The 17,755-nt window shown below is 68.1% G+C and carries 17 protein-coding genes; 10 read left to right on the top strand and 7 right to left on the bottom strand.

Annotated elements, in window-relative coordinates; translation table 11 throughout:
- Nucleotides 1–25 precede the first annotated feature (25 nt).
- The 4 genes from BM372_RS14305 to BM372_RS14320 form a co-directional block, all read right to left on the bottom strand.
- Complete coding sequence (locus BM372_RS14305; protein ID WP_090956115.1) at nucleotides 26–712, bottom strand: hypothetical protein; 687 nt, start codon at nucleotides 710–712, stop codon at nucleotides 26–28.
- Between the two features lie 102 nt (nucleotides 713–814).
- Complete coding sequence (locus tag BM372_RS14310) at nucleotides 815–1,684, bottom strand: universal stress protein (RefSeq protein ID WP_090956116.1); 870 nt, start codon at nucleotides 1,682–1,684, stop codon at nucleotides 815–817.
- Nucleotides 1,685–1,696: 12 nt separating this feature from the next.
- A complete protein-coding gene (locus BM372_RS14315) occupies nucleotides 1,697–3,016 on the bottom strand; it encodes an erythromycin esterase family protein (protein ID WP_090956117.1) in 1,320 nt (439 codons plus the stop codon).
- Nucleotides 3,017–3,491: 475 nt separating this feature from the next.
- On the bottom strand, nucleotides 3,492–4,496 hold the full coding sequence (locus BM372_RS14320) for a LysR family transcriptional regulator (RefSeq protein WP_090956118.1): 1,005 nt from the start codon (nucleotides 4,494–4,496) through the stop codon (nucleotides 3,492–3,494).
- A gap of 152 nt (nucleotides 4,497–4,648) precedes the next feature.
- Between BM372_RS14320 and BM372_RS14325 the strand changes: the two genes are divergently transcribed.
- The 9 genes from BM372_RS14325 to BM372_RS14365 all read left to right on the top strand — a co-directional run bounded on the left by BM372_RS14325 (nucleotide 4,649) and on the right by BM372_RS14365 (nucleotide 14,295).
- Complete coding sequence (locus BM372_RS14325) at nucleotides 4,649–5,539, top strand: FAD binding domain-containing protein (protein ID WP_090956119.1); 891 nt, start codon at nucleotides 4,649–4,651, stop codon at nucleotides 5,537–5,539.
- A gap of 5 nt (nucleotides 5,540–5,544) precedes the next feature.
- Entirely contained in the window at nucleotides 5,545–6,087 is a 543-nt protein-coding gene (locus BM372_RS14330) for a (2Fe-2S)-binding protein (RefSeq protein WP_090956120.1), read from the top strand.
- Nucleotides 6,084–8,477, top strand: coding sequence for an aerobic carbon-monoxide dehydrogenase large subunit (locus tag BM372_RS14335; protein ID WP_090956121.1), 2,394 nt, complete (start codon nucleotides 6,084–6,086; stop codon nucleotides 8,475–8,477). The genes BM372_RS14330 and BM372_RS14335 overlap by 4 nt, the downstream gene beginning before the upstream one ends.
- On the top strand, nucleotides 8,477–9,427 hold the full coding sequence (locus BM372_RS14340) for an XdhC family protein (RefSeq protein ID WP_090956122.1): 951 nt from the start codon (nucleotides 8,477–8,479) through the stop codon (nucleotides 9,425–9,427). Before BM372_RS14335 ends, BM372_RS14340 begins: the two co-directional genes overlap by 1 nt.
- 15 nt (nucleotides 9,428–9,442) lie before the next feature.
- Nucleotides 9,443–10,372: an AAA family ATPase gene (locus BM372_RS14345; protein WP_090956123.1), complete on the top strand. Its 930-nt coding sequence runs from the start codon at nucleotides 9,443–9,445 to the stop codon at nucleotides 10,370–10,372.
- On the top strand, nucleotides 10,359–11,606 hold the full coding sequence (locus BM372_RS14350) for a vWA domain-containing protein (protein ID WP_090956124.1): 1,248 nt from the start codon (nucleotides 10,359–10,361) through the stop codon (nucleotides 11,604–11,606). Before BM372_RS14345 ends, BM372_RS14350 begins: the two co-directional genes overlap by 14 nt.
- Nucleotides 11,607–11,668: 62 nt before the next feature.
- Entirely contained in the window at nucleotides 11,669–12,460 is a 792-nt protein-coding gene (locus BM372_RS14355; RefSeq protein ID WP_090956125.1) for an SRPBCC family protein, read from the top strand.
- Between the two features lie 9 nt (nucleotides 12,461–12,469).
- Nucleotides 12,470–13,597 (top strand): XdhC family protein, encoded by a 1,128-nt coding sequence (locus tag BM372_RS14360; RefSeq protein ID WP_090956126.1) that lies wholly within the window; start codon nucleotides 12,470–12,472, stop codon nucleotides 13,595–13,597.
- A gap of 77 nt (nucleotides 13,598–13,674) precedes the next feature.
- The gene (locus BM372_RS14365; RefSeq protein ID WP_090956127.1) at nucleotides 13,675–14,295 is read left to right on the top strand and encodes an L-threonylcarbamoyladenylate synthase; all 621 of its coding nucleotides are present in this window, start codon (nucleotides 13,675–13,677) and stop codon (nucleotides 14,293–14,295) included.
- A gap of 24 nt (nucleotides 14,296–14,319) precedes the next feature.
- Here the strand turns inward: BM372_RS14365 and BM372_RS14370 are convergent, their stop codons facing one another.
- From BM372_RS14370 to BM372_RS14380, 3 genes are all read right to left on the bottom strand, one after another.
- Entirely contained in the window at nucleotides 14,320–14,604 is a 285-nt protein-coding gene (locus BM372_RS14370) for a hypothetical protein (RefSeq protein WP_090956128.1), read from the bottom strand.
- 147 nt (nucleotides 14,605–14,751) lie between these two features.
- Nucleotides 14,752–15,690, bottom strand: a complete 939-nt coding sequence (locus BM372_RS14375; protein WP_256214268.1) for an AfsR/SARP family transcriptional regulator — start codon at nucleotides 15,688–15,690, stop codon at nucleotides 14,752–14,754.
- Between the two features lie 378 nt (nucleotides 15,691–16,068).
- Complete coding sequence (locus BM372_RS14380; RefSeq protein WP_090956129.1) at nucleotides 16,069–17,052, bottom strand: S1C family serine protease; 984 nt, start codon at nucleotides 17,050–17,052, stop codon at nucleotides 16,069–16,071.
- A gap of 186 nt (nucleotides 17,053–17,238) precedes the next feature.
- Between BM372_RS14380 and BM372_RS14385 the strand changes: the two genes are divergently transcribed.
- Nucleotides 17,239–17,742: an HtaA domain-containing protein gene (locus BM372_RS14385; protein ID WP_143111487.1), complete on the top strand. Its 504-nt coding sequence runs from the start codon at nucleotides 17,239–17,241 to the stop codon at nucleotides 17,740–17,742.
- Nucleotides 17,743–17,755 lie beyond the last annotated feature (13 nt).

The raw sequence follows: 17,755 nt of genomic DNA on the forward strand, positions 1-17,755 counted from the left end.
CAAGGTCACAGGAAAACACAGCGGCCTACACGGTCCTACGGACGTCAGTCGCCGGACCGGCGTCAAGCATGGAAGCGATTTTATCCTCCAGCGCGGCGAGCGAGGCTTCGGGCAGCACGATCAATCCGTCGAGTTCGCGGCGGGCGCGCCGGTAGGCCGTCTGGCGTTCGGCGGGCGTCGCTGCGGCATCCGATGCGATCCTCAGCAGCTTGCGGGCAGTCTCCAGCCGTTGGCGTTCCGGGCCGGTGAATTTGCTGTCCCTGATCCTTTTGGCTTCGCGTTCGGCGACGTCGAACGCGATGTCGAAGCTCGTGACGGCGGCCCGGTATTCGGCGAGCCTGGCCGCAGTCTTGAGGTCCCCGGGGGCGGCGGGGCGCAGGCCGTCGGCCTCACGCTTGGCCCGCAGGAATGCCACAGTGAGAGGCTCGCGGACATCGGTCATGACCGGGAAGTCGATCAGTTTTCCCACATCGAGTTCGTAGTCCAGCCAGCGCTTGTTCACGGCGTCGTGCGCCTTCATGAGCCGCAACACCTCGACCTGGCTGGCCTGTTCTGCCTGCGCGGCCTGGTTCTTTAGCGTGTAAAGCTCCACCCGGCGGCGGTGCCTGCGCTCGGTGGCTCTCGACCAGGACCGCGCCCACCCGCCGAGCAGTCCGCTCAGGGGAAAGATGAGCCACCAAAAGTGGGTGACAAAATCGAAGTAGTGGTCCACGGCATCATCCTCCCACCGGTCGGCGGCGGCGGAAAGCCCCTCCCCGGAAGGTGCTCCCCGGCCGGTTCCGGGCCTGGCCTGAGCACGGATCGCCCGCCGGGCTCACTCCCCGTGCTTGTCCTTGTGCACCCGCGTGACGAGCGTGGGACACGGGACGTTCAGCAGCACCGCATGCGCCGTGGAGCCGAGCACAGTCCTCGAAAATCCGCCCCGCCCGTGGCTTCCGATCACCAGTAGCCTTGCTCCGGCGGCGATCCCCACCAGCGCCTTGGCCGGTTCGGTGTTCGTCTCGAGCCGCTGATGGACCACCAGGTCCGGGTACTTCTCGCCGAGCCCGGCCGCGGACTCGGCGAGCACAATTCGGCTCTCTTCAACGATGCTCGCGGCGAGGCCGCTGGAGGGCCGCTGTTTCTCGAGCCACCGGGCAGGGCTCTTGAAACCCAAGACGGCGGTCAGCTCGTCCCCGCTCAGGTCGGCCTCGGCGGCCGCGACGGCGACTGCCTGCATCGACTCCCTGGAACCATCGACGCCGACCACCACGCCCGCGGCCCCGGCCGCCGGCTCCTCCGCAATGACGGCTACCGGGCACTCCGAGGCGGACACCACCTGCAGGGCGCGGTCTGTCATCGGTCCGCCGTCCAGCCAATACTTGTCATGCCCGCCGACAACCACCAGCGCCGCCTGCTTGGAGACCTCCCGCAGCACCGACCCCCCGCTGCCGTGGCCGAGCTGGATGTCCACTTCAACGTCGGGGGCCTGGTCGCGGGCGCTCGCCTGTGCTTGGCGCAGCAGGTCCATTCCCGCTTCCCGGATGATCTCGTGGTACTGGAAGTCAGGTGTCACCCACCGGTCGTCCACTGCGTGGACCACTATGACCGGGAGCTTATCCCGGGCCGCCCGCCGCAGGGCCCAGGCCAGTGCGGCGTCACTGCGCGCCGACCCGTTGATTCCGACGACGATTGCCTTGGCCATGCTGGACCCTCCCTAGTAACCTGTCGGCTCAGTCTCAAGCTCCGGTTCCCGGGGCGGTCCCTCGTGGTGCACCGGCCGCAGCGCCTTGGTGTGTTCGAGCCAGAGGAGGGCATCGTAACGCTCCCCCATCCGGGTCGGGACGTAGTTCCCAACTTCCCTCTCCGGGTGGTAGACGACACCGATCGCCCGGTGCCCGAGCTTGGTCGAAAGCCACGGCCCGGTTCTGTCATCCCCGAAGTCCAGCACCGACGGCACGCCGAGGGCCTGATGCAGGAAGTCTTCGTGGCTGCCCGGCCGCGCCTCGGGCACCGTCAGGATCCGCTCCGGGCGGCCCCACCCGTCTGCGGCGATCACGGAGCCCCGGTGTGCCGCGAGGCCGACCAGCAGCACCCCCTCGGCCGCGTGGCGTTCACGCAGCAGTTGCCCGACGTTGACCAGGCCATCCTGTGCCATGTCCGTAGCCCTCGCATCCCCTACATGCGTGTTGTGCTCCCAGATCAGGCCCTTCGACGCCGGCCCGAGGTGCCGGCTGACCCGGTCGATGGTGTCCGCCATGTGGTGGTCGCGAACATTCCAGGACTGCCGGTCGCCGCGGACCATGATGCGGTAATAATGTTCCGCATTGGCGGCGACCTCGGCGTTCTGGACGGCGTCGAAAGCGTCTTCGTTCTGCGGGCCGGCGTTGGAGACCCGGTTCCGGACTTCGGTCAGGAGGGCCACGACGTCGGTCTCGCAGGACTGCGGCACAAGGCGCCTGCTCCAGGCCGCATACTCGTGCGGGTCCTCGTGGTGAGGCAGGAAACACTGCCAGGCGCGCATGGCCGCGGGGACAGCTTCCGGGACGTTGGCCTGGAGCCAGTCCATGATTTCGCGCAGCGAGTCCCAGAGCGAGTAGACGTCCAGGCCGTAAAAGCCCACCCGCTTGTCCGGGGGCCGCCCCAGGTTCCAGCTGCGCAACCAGTCCAGGAACGCAGCAATTTCCTCGTTCGCCCACATCCAGGTCGGCCAGCGTTCGAAGCCGGCCAGGAGCGCGTGCACGCCCTGGTCCTTGCCGTCCTGGCCGCGGACCCACCGGTTGATGCGCCAGCAGTCGGGCCAGTCCCCTTCAACCCCGATCCAGTTGTAGCCCTCCTCCGCGATGAGCCGCCTGCTGAGGGTGTCCCGCCACGTGTAGAACTCATGAGTGCCGTGCGACGCCTCGCCGATGGCCGCGAAGCGGCAACCGGCGGCCCGATTCACCAGTCCGTTCAGATCACGATCGCTTTTCAGCGGCCGGGCAAGGTCATGAATCTCCTTTAGCAGCGAGGTCCGGGTGGCCACGCCGGGAGTCATCGTGGACCCTCGGTTCCGGTTCTCTGCTGGTACCCGGGCGCCAACACTTTTTTGTTGGTGGTTCGCAGGACCTTAAGGCTCGGCTGCTGGTGTTTCATGGCACTCCCGTGGACCTCGACCTGGCACGACCCACATGCCGGACGTTTTATAAGCCGGACCTTTTTAAATGCACGGACATGCGAAATGCACGCCCTGCGACTCGCGGTGTAGGCCCCAGCTTCCGCCCCTCCGACGCCGGGCGCCAAGGGCCGAAAGTCACCTCCGCTCTGAGCGGCAGTTACCTGCAAAAGCGCAAGGTCGATGCTTGCGAAGGGGAATTGCCGACAGGCCCGGCGTATCCCTTGTGGCACGCAGGGGAAGCTGATAGGCCTGACGGTATGGTGCAAATTTGCACATCAGCGCGCCGCTTCCTCCGGGTAGCACCTGCCCCGGCGGTGTGCAGCGCGACACGTGCCCGGTGTATCAGGCACGTGCCTCAACTCCAGAGCGCCACGTGGAACTTGGACCCCCGCCGTTCCAGCCCCCGCGAGCCGCCGGGAGCGACCATGGCCGCGGTGGCATCGGCAGTGGCGGCAAACCGTTGCAGGGTCAGCGCCATGGTGGTCGCCCGGCGGCGGTCCAACGTGCTGGCCCACCAGAGTCCGGCGATCGGCGTTCCGGCGACCGGCACACGGACCAGCGCGCCGCTGCGGATCTCAGCCCGGACAATGTGCCCGAGCGCCATCATGGTCCCTTCACCTGCCCTGACGGCGGCGAGGGCCTCCGTCTCGCTGCTGAGCCGGACGATGTCCGGCACTACCCCTTGGGAGGCCAGCCAGCGGCCTTCCTCGCTGGCCGCCTGGATGCCGGCGGGGCCACTAAACCAGGGCCGCCCCAGCAATTCGGCCAGTCGCACCGGGCCGTGGAGCGAGGCGAGGGGATGCCCGGCAGCCACCACGAGGATGCGCTGGTACCGCAGGAACGCCACGGATTCCAGGCCGACGTCGCCCGTACTGCTGGAAACGGTGCCGTTGGGGGCAGCTCCGTTAGCGGCGGGCGGCCGGGCGCCCAGGGCGATGTCGTGGACGCGTTCCAGCAGCAGCGACGCAATGTCCTCGGCTTCCTCGACCACGACATCGACCGAGGCCCCGGGAACCCGGCGGGTGAAAAGGTCCAGCAGCCGGCCGGCAGCGTGCTCCGCAAACGGTGCCGTCGCCACGATTTTCAGGCGCCCGGTCTCGGTCTGGGCATGGGCCACCTCCCACCGGGCCTTGTCCGCCAGGCCGATGATGTCCGGGGCGTATTCGGCAAGGGCCCGGCCTCCCGGGGTCAGCGCAATCCCACCGTGGGCGCGTACAAAGAGCGGGTCGCCAAGGTCCTGCCTGAGCGCGGCGAGGGCCGCGGAAACGGCCGGTTCGCTGACGCCGAGGTGGGCCGCGGCAGCGTGAAGTGAGCCCAGCTTTGCCACCAAGGCAAAGGTCCGCAACTGTCCCAATGTCATCGCCACGGCTTCATAACCTTTCGCTTATGACGATATTGACACCCCGGTTTGGCCGGGGCAAGACTGGCCTCAATCCGGCCCCGGCAACGATCGCGCCACGCCGCCGGCCGTTCGAAGTGAGTTCGGAGTGAGTTCGGAGCGAGGCAGGGACTATGCAGATTCCGGCATCTTTTGACTACGTGCGCGCCAGCAGCGTGGACAACGCCCTGGAACTTCTCGCCCGCTACGGCCCCGAATCCCGGGTGGTGGCCGGCGGCCACAGTCTGCTGCCAATGATGAAGCTTCGCCTGGCCCGGCCCGAATGGCTGATCGACATCAATGACCTCTACGAGCTGGACTTCATTCTCCGCGACGGCAACAAACTCCGGGTGGGCGCCCTGACCCGCCACACCACCTTGCTGGAGTCGGACGAGGTCGCCGCGCTGTTCCCCATTGTGCGGGACGCCGAACGGGTGATCGCCGACCCTACGGTGCGTAATCGAGGCACCATCGGCGGCTCGCTGTGCCAGGCCGATCCGGCCGAGGACCTCTCCACTGTTTGCGATGTCCTGGATGCCGAGGCAGTGATCCGCGGGCCGGGCGGTGAGCGCGCTGTGGCCATGTCCGGGTTCCACCGCGGACCCTATGAAACCGCCGTCGGGCAGGACGAGCTGCTGTGCGAACTCAGGTTCCCCATCCGCCCCCGTGCGGGCAGCGCCTACGAGAAGGTCGAGCGGCGGGTGGGCGACTGGGCCACCGGTGCCGCCGGCGCCGCCGTCACCCTTGCCGCGGACGGCACGGTGGAGGACGCCACGGTCGGCCTCACTGCCCTGGGCCTTGACCGCACGGTTGCGGAGGCCGCGGCCGTGCTCCGCGGAAAGCGTCCGGCCGAGGACTTGTTCACTGAGGCCGGCAGGCTGGCAGCTGCGGCCTGCGATCCCGTACCGGACCAGCGTGGCCCGGTCGACTACAAGCGGCATCTCGCCGATGAACTCACCCGGCGGGTACTGCGGCGGGCCTGCGCCCGCGCCGCTCAGATGGCCGCACGGATGCAGGAAGGCTGAAACCGATGCAGATCAGCATGACCGTCAATGGCAGCGAGTTCACCAGCGAGATCGAGCCCCGGGTGCTGCTGGTCCACTACATCCGCGAAGTCCTGGGGCTTACGGGCACCCATTGGGGGTGCGATACGAGTAACTGCGGGACCTGCGTGGTCCTGATGGACGGTCAGCCGGTGAAGTCCTGCACGGTTTTGGCCGCCATGGCCGCCGGCCACGACATCCGCACTGTCGAGGGACTCGCCACCGGCGGCACCCTCGACCCCGTCCAGCAGGGCTTCATGGAGGAGCACGGGCTGCAATGCGGCTTCTGCACCCCGGGAATGATGCTGACCGCCCGTGCGCTGCTTGATAAGAATCCGCACCCCGACGACGCCGAGATCCGGCAGGCGATTTCCGGGCAGATCTGCCGGTGCACGGGCTACGCAACGATCGTCCGCTCGGTGCAATGGGCGGCCGCCCATCCTGCCGGCACCGGCTGGGACGGTGCGGACACCGCCGTCCCGGACGTCGCGCCAGAGACAGCGGACACAGACGCGGAGGTGAAGGCATGACCGTCATCCATGACCGGCCGTCAAACCCGGCCCCAGGCGACGAGGACCGTCCGATCGGCTACGGCCGCATCCAGCGGAAGGAAGATCCGCGCTTCGTGCGCGGCAAGGGCCACTACCTGGATGACATCGTGCTGCCGGGGATGCTGCATGGCGCCATCCTGCGGGCTCCGGTGGCACACGCCCGGCTCGTGTCCATCGACACCACGAATGCCCTGGCACATCCGAAGGTCGTGGCGGTCATCACCGGCAAGGACCTTCTGGGTCTGAAGCTCGCGTGGGCACCGACGCTCTCGGCGGATGTCCAGGCCGTCCTGGTCACGGACAAGGTCCGGTTCCAGGGCCAGGAAGTCGCGTTCGTCGTGGCCGAGGACCGCTACGCGGCCCGGGATGCGCTGGAGCTGATCGAAGTCGAATACGACATCCTTCCCCCGCTGGTGGACGCCCGCAAGGCGCTCGACCCGGACGCGCCGGTGATCCGCGATGAGATCGAGGGCCGGACGGACAACCGGATCTTCGACTGGGAGATCGGCGACAAGGCCGAAACCGATGCGGTGTTCGCCTCCGCCGATGTCGTGGTCAGCCAGGAGGTGGTGTACCCGCGGGTTCACCCCGCGCCGATGGAGACGTGCGGCGCCGTCGCCGATTTCGACGCCGTCAACGGCAAGCTGACGCTCTACGAGACCACCCAGGCCCCGCACGCGCACCGGACCCTGTTCGCGATCGTCGCCGGCATCCCCGAACATAAGATCCGGATCGTCTCCCCCGATATCGGCGGCGGCTTCGGCAACAAGGTCGGGATCTATCCCGGCTACATCCTCGCCGTCGTCGGCTCGATCGTCTCTGGCCGCCCGGTCAAATGGGTCGAGGACCGCTCCGAGAACCTGATGTCGACCTCGTTCGCCCGGGACTACATCATGCAGGGCGAAATCGCGGCCACCAAGGACGGCAAGATCCTTGCCCTGCGCACCCACGTACTGGCAGATCACGGAGCGTTCAACGCCACCGCCCAGCCCACGAAGAACCCGGCGGGCTTCTTCTCCATCTTCACCGGCAGCTACGACCTGCAGGCCGCCCACTGTTCCGTCACCGGCGTCTACACCAACAAGGCTCCCGGCGGGGTCGCCTACGCCTGTTCCTTCCGCGTCACCGAGGCCGTCTACCTGGTGGAGCGGATGGTGGACGTCCTGGCCCGCAAGCTGAACATGGACCCGGCGGAGCTGCGGCTCAAGAACTTCATCCGGCCGGAGCAGTTCCCCTACGCCAACAAGACCGGCTGGGTATACGACTCGGGCAACTACGCCGCTGCCCTGCGGCTTTCCATGGAACTGGCCGGGTATGAGGACCTCCGCCGTGAGCAGGCCGAAAAGCGCGAGCGCGGGGAACTCATGGGCATCGGGGTCGCGTTCTTCACGGAAGTCGTGGGCGCCGGCCCGCGGAAGCACTTCGACATTGTGGGCCTCGGCATGGCCGACGGCGCCGAACTGCGCGTGCACCCCACCGGCAAGGCCGTAGTCCGGATCTCCGTGCAAAGCCAGGGCCAAGGCCACGAGACGACGTTCGCCCAGATCGTGGCCGAGGAACTCGGCATCCCGCCGGAGGACATCGATGTGGTGCACGGGGACACGGACCAGACACCGTTCGGGTTGGGGACCTACGGCAGCCGTTCGACGCCGGTCAGCGGCGGTGCCGTCGCCCTTGTCGCCCGGAAGGTGCGCGAGAAGGCAAAGCTGATCGCCGGTGCCATGCTTGAGACCCGCCCCGAGGATCTCGAGTGGGAAAAGGGACGCTGGTTCGTCAAGGGCGACCCCGGTGCCGGGAAGACCATTGCCGAGATCGCCATGGGCGCCCACGGCACCGTGGCCCTGCCCGAGGGCGTGGACGGCAACCTCGACGCCGAGGTCACCTACGACCCACCCAATCTCACCTTCCCGTTCGGCGCCTACATCTGCGTCGTCGACGTCGACCCCGGCACGGGGCAGGTCAAGGTGCGGCGCTTCATCGCCGTGGATGACTGCGGCACCAGGATCAACCCGATGATCATCGAAGGCCAGGTGCACGGCGGACTGACCGACGGCGTCGGCATGGCACTGATGGAGATCATCGAGTTCGACGAGGCCGGCAACTGCCTCGCCGGGTCCTTCATGGACTACCTGATCCCCACGGCCATGGAGGTGCCGGACTGGGAGACCGGATTCACCGTCACCCCCTCCCCGCACCACCCGATCGGAGCCAAGGGCATCGGCGAATCCGCCACAGTCGGCTCGCCCCCGGCTATCGTCAACGCCGTGGTCGACGCCCTGGCGCCGTTAGGCGTCACGCATATGGACATGCCCTGCACACCGGCCCGTGTCTGGGCTGCGATGCAGGGCCGGGCCAGGCCGCCGATCTGATGCCCACCACCGCAGAGACCCTTGCCGCCAGGGCGGAAGAACTCGCCGGTCGCCGTGAACCGTTCGTCCATGCCACGGTGGTACGCGCCCAGCGTCCCGCAAGCGCCCACGCCGGGGACACCGCCCTGGTGCTGCCCAGCGGGGAGATCCAGGGCTTTGTGGGCGGAAACTGCGTCGAGGCATCGGTGCGCGAGTACAGCCTGCAGGCCATCGCCTCGCAGGAACCGCTCCTGCTGCGCGTCCTGCCCGGGGAACCGTCCCGCGCTGCAGAGGAAGGCGCCGTCGCGGTCTCTAACCCGTGCCTCAGCGGCGGGGCGATCGAGATCTTCCTCCAGCCGCGGATCCCGGCGCCCCGGGTCCTGGTGGTGGGCACGACGCCGGTGGCGCAGGCCCTTGCGACGCTCGGCTCGGCGGTCGGCCTCGACGTCGAACTCACGGACGGCGAAACCGCTGATCCCCACGGTGAGGACGCGGCCTTGATTGTCGCCTCCCACGGCAAGGCGGAGGAGGCCGCCTTGGAGGCGGCCCTGCGCGCCGGCGTCCCCTACGTTGCCCTGGTGGCCAGTGGCACCCGCGGCGCCGCCGTGCTGGAATCCCTCGACGTCGACGATGCCCTGCGCGCGCGTGTCTTCACGCCGGCCGGGCTGCAGCTCGGCGCCCGGACCCCCGGGGAGATCGCTCTCTCCATCCTGGCCCAGCTGGTCGGGGAACGGTCCAAAGCACGGAACGCCGCCCTGCGTCTTGCCGAAGCTGCCGGGGTGACCCCGGGCATGGTGGTGCCCCAAGAGCCGGGGCCTGCGAGCGCCGTTGATCCGGTGTGCGGCATGTCCGTTCCGGCCGTCGGGTCGTCGCTGCACGTGGAGTACAACGGAATCACCGTGTACTTCTGCTCCCCCGGGTGCCGGGCCGCCTTCCGCAAGGATCCGGGACGTTATGCCCTGGCTGTCTGATCAGCAGGGGCCCGCATGACGACGGCGGCGCGGGCCGGAGCGGAGGAGGACGTCCAGCGCCGGATCCCGGATGTCCCGTCACTGGTGGCCGCTCTGGACCGCAACAATTACCTGGCCGACGTCGGGCTGGCAACGGCGCTGTTCCTGGCCGTGCGTCTGCCGCAGCCCATCCTGCTCGAAGGCGAGGCGGGAGTCGGGAAGACGGAGGCCGCGAAAGCGCTGGCCGAGCTCCTCGATACCCCCCTGTACCGGCTGCAATGCTACGAGGGAATCGACGCCGGCGAGGCGCTCTACGAGTGGAACCACCCGCGCCAGCTGCTCGGCATCCGGCTGGCCGAGGCCGGCGGCGCGGCGGTCACCGAAACTGACCTTTTCGCCCCCCAATATTTGCTGCGCCGGCCGCTCCTGCAGGCGCTAGAGCACCCTGGGCCTCGGCCGGCCGTGCTGCTTCTGGACGAGATCGACCGCGCGGACGCCGAATTCGAGGCGTTCACTTTTGAGCTGCTGGCCGAGGCCGCGGTCACCATCCCGGAGCTGGGTACGATTCGAGCCACGCATCCCCCGATCGTGGTCCTCACATCCAACCGGACGCGGGACCTTCACGACGCGCTGACCCGCCGCTGCCTGTACCACTGGATCGATTATCCCGGGCCGGACCGCATCGCCGAGATCGTGCGCCGCCGGGTACCTGCGAGCAGTGGACCCCTGGCCCTACAGGCCGCGGCCGCCATCACCCGGGTCCGCACCCTTGACCTGGCCAAACCGCCAGGCATTTCCGAGGCAATCGACTGGGTCTCCGCCCTGGCCGTCCTCGGAGTGCAAAGCATCGACCCCGGGACGGCCGAACAAACCTGGGGCACCATCGTCAAGAATCGCGACGACCTCGAACTCGTCGGCTCCCGCGGAGCGGCCTGGCTCGTGGAGGGCACCGATGGTCAAGGGTGACATTGCCGTGGCAGCCCGGCCGCCGCACGTGGAGGCAGCCGCATTATCGGCCGCATTCGTCACCGCCCTCCGGCAGGTCGGCCTGCCCGTGTCGCCGGACCGGGCCGCGCGGCTGGCCGAGTCGCTCCACCTCATCCCCCCGGACCGGATTGAACAGCTCTACTGGACCTGCCGTGTGGTCCTGGTGGCCGCCCGCGAACAGGTGCCCCTGTTCGATGCCGTCTTCGCGGCCGTGTTCCGCGGGTCGGCAGCGCACAAGTCGGTAGGAGCCCCTGGCCGGGCGCTGCCGCCGTCGCCCGGGCAGGAGGCCCGGACCCGGCCTGCGCCGGCGGACGCCCGGCCACCCGGCACGGCAGCCGGCACGCATCCGCCGCAGCCTGCCTCCCCGCACCCTGCCGCGTCAGGCCTGGACAGCTCCCTCATGCCCGGCCGGGCCGACCGGGAGGCCATCCTGGCCATGGCCTCCCCCGACGAACACCTGCACGACACTTCCTTCGCCGAGCTCTCTTCCAACGAACTGTTCCAGGTACGGCGGCTGGCAGCGGAACTGCTGCTGGCGACACCGCTTCGACTGAGCCGCCGCACCCGCGCATCCGCGCACAGCACCGTGAGGCTGGATGTGCGGGCGACCGTGCGCGCTGCCCGCCGGTCCGGAACCGATGCACCGCGGCTGCTCTATGCCCGCCGGCGCGGGCAGCGCCGCAAGCTGGTGCTGCTGTGCGATGTGTCCGGCTCCATGGAGCCCTACGCCCGGGTGTTCGTGTCCCTGCTGCAGGGCGCAGTGGCCGGTGCTGGGGCGGAAGCGTTCGTCTTCTCCACCCGGCTGACCAGGGTCACGCGGCAGCTCGCCCTTCGCGATCCCGACGAGGCCCTGGCCCGTGCGGCTGCCTCCGCGCCGGGCTGGGCCAGCGGAACCAGGATCGCGGAAAGCCTGCGCCACTTTATCGACGAGCACGGCCGCCGCGGACTGGCGCGGGGCGCCGTGGTGGTGATTTTCTCGGACGGCTGGGCCGACGAAGATCCCGACCAGGTGGCAGCCCAGATGGGCCGCCTGCGCCGGCTCGCCCACAGGATCATCTGGGTGAATCCGCGTAAGGCGGCACCACGGTATCAGCCCCTCGTGGGCGGCATGGCTGCGGCACTGCCCTACTGCGACGCGTTCGTCAGCGGCCACAGCTACCGGGCGCTGGCAGAGGTGGCGGCCGCCATCCGCGGCAGTGGCGCCCCGCAGTAATGGCGGCGGCGACCAGATTTCCGGTGAGAGTCATCCACGAGTGAGAGGCAAGGGGCCAGCTGATGCAAATTGACAGTGAATTCTCGGTGACCGCACCGATAGACCAGGTGTGGGACACACTGATGGACTTTGAACGGGTTGCCGTATGCCTGCCCGGGGCCAACATCCTGAACAAGCTCTCTGACGACGCCTACCAGGTGGGCATGTCGGTAAAGCTGGGCCCGGTCACGATGCAGTACAAGGGCCTGCTGAACGTCATTGAACGCAATGCGGCGCAACACCGCGCCGTGCTCGGCGGCAAGGCCCAGGAGACGCGCGGACAGGGCACCGCCGAGGCAACCGTGACTCTGGTACTTGCCGAAGAGGGCGCGGCCACCCGGGGCTCAGTCGGTGCGGATCTGACGCTGTCCGGCAAGGCGGCGGCAATGGGCAAAGGTGTCATCGGCAGTGTGACGGAGCAGATGATGTCGCTCTTCGCGGACAATCTGCAAACCGTGCTGGCAGAGGGGGCGCCCCCGGCCGCAGTGCCAGCGGAAGGGGTGCCACCTGAGCCGGCCGGTGAGGGCATCGGTGAGGCAATCCCGGAGCCGGTCCCGGCGTCGGCGGCAGTCTCTGCTCCCGGGCCGATGACCTCGGCGCCATCGGCGGCAACGCCCCCTGCTGCCGGGTCGATGCAGGGCGGGCCTGCGGCGGCTGGCGGCCTGGACGCCTTGAGCCTCGCGAAGGGCATTGCGGCGGAGCAGCTCTCCAGTCCGGTGAAGGTCCTCGGGGCCGTCGCCGTGGTGGCGTGTATTGCATACTGGGCCGGCCGGCGCTCGGCCTTCCGGGCACTCCGGCTGTGCGGCAGGCTTTAGGGGACGCGGATGCACGATGTCCTGGCGGCCATGTTGCGGGACTGGCGGAGGGGTGCGACGTCGGGCCTGGCCACCGTCGTGAGCACGTTCCAATCCGCGCCACGGCTCCCCGGCGCGGCCATGCTCGTGACGGCGGACGGCGAGGCAGTGGGCTCCGTCTCCGGCGGCTGCGTGGAGGGTGCCGTCTATGAACTGGCCAGCGAGGTCGTCAACGGAGGCGAGCCGGTCCTGGTGCGCTACGGCGTCAGCGACGACGACGCCTACGCAGTGGGCCTTACCTGCGGTGGGATCATCGACATCTTCGTGGAACCGGTATCCCGGGAGCGTTTTGCCGAGCTCGACGCCGTCGCCCGGGCCATTGCCGCGGGGCGCCGGGTGGGGGTCGCCACGGTCATCGAACATCCGGATGCAAACCGGATGGGCAGGCATCTCATCGTCAGGCCGGAAGGGTTTGAAGGCGACCTCGGTTCCGACCGCACCAACCAGGCCGTGGGCGACGACACCCAGGGCCTCCTCGCCGCCGGGCGGACGGGCATCCTGACCTACGGCGTCGACGGAGAACGGCTCGACACCGGCATGCGCGTCTTCTTCGCAAGCTATGCCCCGCCGCCGCGCATGATTGTCTTCGGTGCCATCGACTTCGCCGCGGCCCTGGCACGGCTTGGCGCCTTTCTGGGGTACCGGGTGACCGTATGTGATGCACGTTCTGTCTTCGCCACGCCCGCTCGATTCCCCGACGCCGCCGAGGTGGTCAACGCGTGGCCGCACCGGTACCTGAGTGACCAGTACGCCCAAGGGCTGCTGGATTCCAGGACCGTACTGTGCGTCCTCACCCACGACCCCAAATTCGACATCCCCGTCCTTGAAGTGGCCCTCCGTGGCAGGCCCGTCGCCTTTATTGGCGCGATGGGATCCAGGCGCACTCACGAGGACAGGATGGCGCGGCTGCGGCAAGCGGGACTGAGCGAAACAGAGCTGTCTAAGCTCCACAGTCCGGTGGGCCTTGATCTGGGTGCCCGGACCCCCGAGGAAACGGCCGTGTCCATCGCTGCGGAGTTTATTTCCCAGCAGTGGAGCGGCAGCGGGGAGCCTCTGCGGCAACTAGGCGAGCGGATCCATCACGACGAGCAGCTGTAGCGGTATGTGAACCCGGGGTACGTCACCCGGCGGCACGTCGCGAACAGCGCCCGGACTGCCGGGCGTAAGCTCGTGCCATGGCGAGATACTTTGATGTGCACCCCGAGAACCCCCAGCCGCGTTCGATCCTGCAGGCAGTGGAGATCGTGCGCTCAGGCGGCCTGATCGCCTACCCCACCGATTCGTGCTACGCACTGGGCGCCCAGCTCGGTAACCGGGAGGCCCTGGACCGGATCAAGTCCATCCGGCACCTGGGCGACAAGCACCACTTCACGCTCGTTTGCAAGGACTTCGCCCAGCTGGGCCAGTTCGTCCAGATCGACAACGACGTCTTCCGCAGCATCAAGGGCGTGACACCCGGCAGCTACACCTTCATCCTGCCCGCCACGAGGGAGGTGCCCAAGCGGCTGTTGCACCCGAAGAAGAAGACAGTAGGCGTGCGCATCCCGGACAACCACGTAGTCCAGGCCCTGCTCTCCGAACTCGGCGAACCCCTGCTGTCCAGCACTTTGCTGCTTCCCGACGAGGAAGAGCCGCTGACGCAGGGCTGGGAGATCAAGGAGCGCCTGGAGCATGTGGTGGATGCCGTCATCGATTCCGGCGACTGCGGCGCTGAACCTACCACGGTGATCGATTTCTCGGGGGGAGCCGCCGAAGTCGTCCGGCGGGGCATGGGCGACCCTTCCCGCTTTGAATAGGCTGGTTTGGATAGGCTGGTGCCGCTACGCGGACCCGGCCGCGCGCGCCTGCCTGTTCCGCAGCCACCGGCGGACGAGATCGACGGCGGCCACCAGTCCGGCGAGGGGCGAAAGCACCGCTACGGCGTAGACGAAAAGCAGCCAGGTCAGGGTGGTCACCGGCGACTGGCGGGCGCTCAGGAGGGACAGTCCGCCGAACAGGCCTAGGACCCAGAATAGGATGACCCCGGACAGCACGGCGGCCGCGGGGAAGTACTCGTTCTTAACGACTTTCTTGACGTTCTTAACGACTTTCTTTACGGTTTCCATGGGCCCTCCTGTCACCCGGCGGTGGGACAGCCCGCCAGGCTCCTTCCCAGTATGAGGCCCCGGGTCCAAGGATTTGCCGCGAATCGCGGCCACGTGACGAAGTTAACTCCCCGTCCCGGCGGCAGCGCAATCCGGCGCAACGAGACGCTAGACGGCGGCCCGTACCCGCTGAAGAAACGAATCCAGCACGCGCCCGGCATTCTCGTGCATGCGCCGCGACTCCGCCGCCGGCAGCTGCCGGCTCTTGGGCCCGTTCATCCGCTCACCCAGATAGAGCAGTGCCGCGAGGACCTCGGAAAGTTCGGAATTTGCTTCCGCATGCTGCCGGAGCAGGCGAAGATGCGCCTGCTGCAGCGCCGGTCCGGGAGTGCAGCCCAGGTCGTGATCGAACAGCCGGCGGCAGCGGTCATACGCCGCCAGGCCTTCGGCCGGCAGGCCCGCCTGCTCATAGGCTGTCACCAGCACAGTCCAGGCCCGTTCGTTGAGGGGCTCGGACCGGATGGCAGCCTGTACCAGGTTGACGGCGTCCTCCGGTTTGCCCAGCATTGCGGCAGTCTCGGCCGCGAGGATCTGCAGCGCCACCTTTTCAGCCGCATGGCGTGTGCGTGCCTCTTCAGCCCAGTCGGAGGCAAGTTCGAACCCGAGCAGCGGTTCGGCGCTAAGGTCTAGGGCCTCGAGCAACAGCGGGTACGCCTCCGCTGGCGGCAGCTCCGCGGCAGCGCGGACCAGTGCACGGAACCGGAACAGGTCCAGGTCCACGAGGGCGGGGTCCAGGACGTAGCCGCTGTTGGCGGTGCGGAGCGGACCGGTCTTGGTCTGGCCCGGTTGGATGGCGCGCCGGATCCCGCTGATGTAGCTTTCCAGGGTGGCTACCGAGCCGTCGCTGGCTCCTGCGCCCCAAAGGAGATCGATCAGGCGGGTCTTGGACACGGGCGTGCCCAGGTTTAGGAGGAGGATCTCCAGTATGTGCCGCGGCTTGCATCCGCCCATGTCGGCGGCAGTGAGCGAGACGCCGTCCCGGCGTACTTCAAAGGATCCGAATAAGCGGACCGAAATGGGGGGTGCAGTTCCCGTTAGGCTTTCCACGTTGCTCTCCGATTTCCCCAGATAGAACGACCTCAATCGCCTGCGAAGAGCCGGTTCAGCATTGGAATCAGGCCATACTGAGACTCTGTTCCTCCGGCTTTCCAATGCCACCGTGACATGTCCGGACTTGGCGCAACAAGATATGCCGCTACCCGATCTTTCGCCCGGAGAAAGTCGGGTACAGGCGTCAGTATCGCTGAGTACGGCGGCGAAGCGGCAGGCAGGTACTTACGGCGTGAAACGAGTAATTCTGCGGGCCGCGGTCCCGGGCACCCAAGTAGTTTCCGGGACGGCAAATTCGTGCCCTCCCGCGATGCATTGCGCCGAAATCCGGCCCTGAATCCCGCGTTGAGCGGGCCTATGCCGGACGGTTTTCCCCTACTGGTTCTCCGTCATGTCCGCTGGCACCGCTACCAGACCCAGCTCCACGCCATCGCGCAGGACGGCCAGATCAAGTGGCTCCCCGATCGCTTCGGCGAAGAGCAGTTTCTGCAGGCTCTCGGCATTGGACACGGACCTCTCGCCTACCTTCAGGAGGATGTCGCCGCCCCGGAGCCCGGCGCGTTCGGCGGGCGAACCCGGCAGTACTTCCACCACCAGCAGGCCGTGCCGGCGACCGGTCCGGACGACGGCGCTCGGCTGCAGCTGGGTAGGCGTGCTGACGAGCCCAAGGTAGGCCCGGCGGACACGGCCGTCCTTGACCAGCGACGCGATGATGCGCCGGGACGTCGCGTTGACGGGAACAGCCAGGCCCAGACCGACGCCGGCGACGGCCGTATTGATGCCGACAATCCGTCCGCGGGCATCTGCCAGCGCCCCTCCGGAGCTGCCAGGGTTGAGCGCAGCATCGGTCTGGATGACGTCCTCGATCACGCGCCGGTTCCGCCCGGACCAGACTGGAATAGAGCGGCCCAGGCCGCTGACCACTCCGGCTGTGACGGAACCCGAGAGTCCGAGCGGATTACCAACGGCGATCACCAGTTGCCCGACCCGGAGCGATTCGGCGTCGCCCAAGTCCGCCGGTGCCGCCGTCGGCGCCCGGCCGTGGACCACGGCAAGGTCGGAGAGCGGGTCGGCTCCCACCACCTCCACGGCGGTGGACGTGCCGTCCGCGAAGAGCGCGTGTCCTGACTCGGCGCCGCCCACCACGTGGGCGTTGGTGAGCAGGTACCCGTCAGTGGTGAAGAGAACGGCAGAACCTGCTCCAACCCTGAACCTGCCGTTGCGCCCCTTGCCGGTCATCTCGATCGCCGCGACGTGTGGCGTGACAGCTTCGGCTACGCGGATGACCGTTGCGGAATAGGAGTCCAAGGGGTCCTCGGACACGTCAGATCCGGAAACCCTGCTGATGGCTTCGGCCACGGTGCACCTCCCTGCAAAACGGTACTCATCCAAGTCAACCACCGCCGTCCCGGCAGTAGTCCTGAGCGGCATACGCCGTCAGTGAAATACGCCGGATGAAGTGTCGGAGGTGCAACAGTTCAGCCGGGCGTGGATCCCCGGCTAGGCTCGAAAGATAGATCCGCCCGACCGCCCAGGAGAACCTACGTGAACCCAGCGTCCGCTTCCCCCGCTCCGTTGCCCCCGCCGGGCCTGACGTGGGGCATTAAGCGCAGCTTCATGGACTACATTGCGGGGCTCCCGGACGGCGCTGTCTCCGCCGCCGACGGCGCCACGGTGACAGCGTCCGGAGCATTCTGCTTCGCCCCCAACGGCTCCGAGTACGATCCCGCCGGCGGTACCGGCGTGCTGCGGTTCCGCGGCGACGTTCGGGTCGCCGGCCACCACGGCATGATGTTTGTCCGGCTGTTGGATCCCTGGGTCGAATTCGCCGGCGGGCACGGGGTCCTGTCCATCAGCACGGGCGACGGCGGCGGGAAAGACCGCGTGGACGTCGGTAACCTGCGCACTGCCGCGCCCCGCAACATGGAGGGATTCCTTGTCTGGGAGCGCGTCGACGTGGCGGTATCCCAGGCTGGTTCGGAACTGTTCGACGGCCAGTACGCCGACGGCCAGCCGATGGACCCGCTGGTTATCCGGGTGCCGGCCTGACGGGCCCTGGCCT

It is taken from the genome of Arthrobacter sp. ov118 (assembly GCF_900116495.1).
GTDB lineage: Bacteria > Actinomycetota > Actinomycetes > Actinomycetales > Micrococcaceae > Arthrobacter.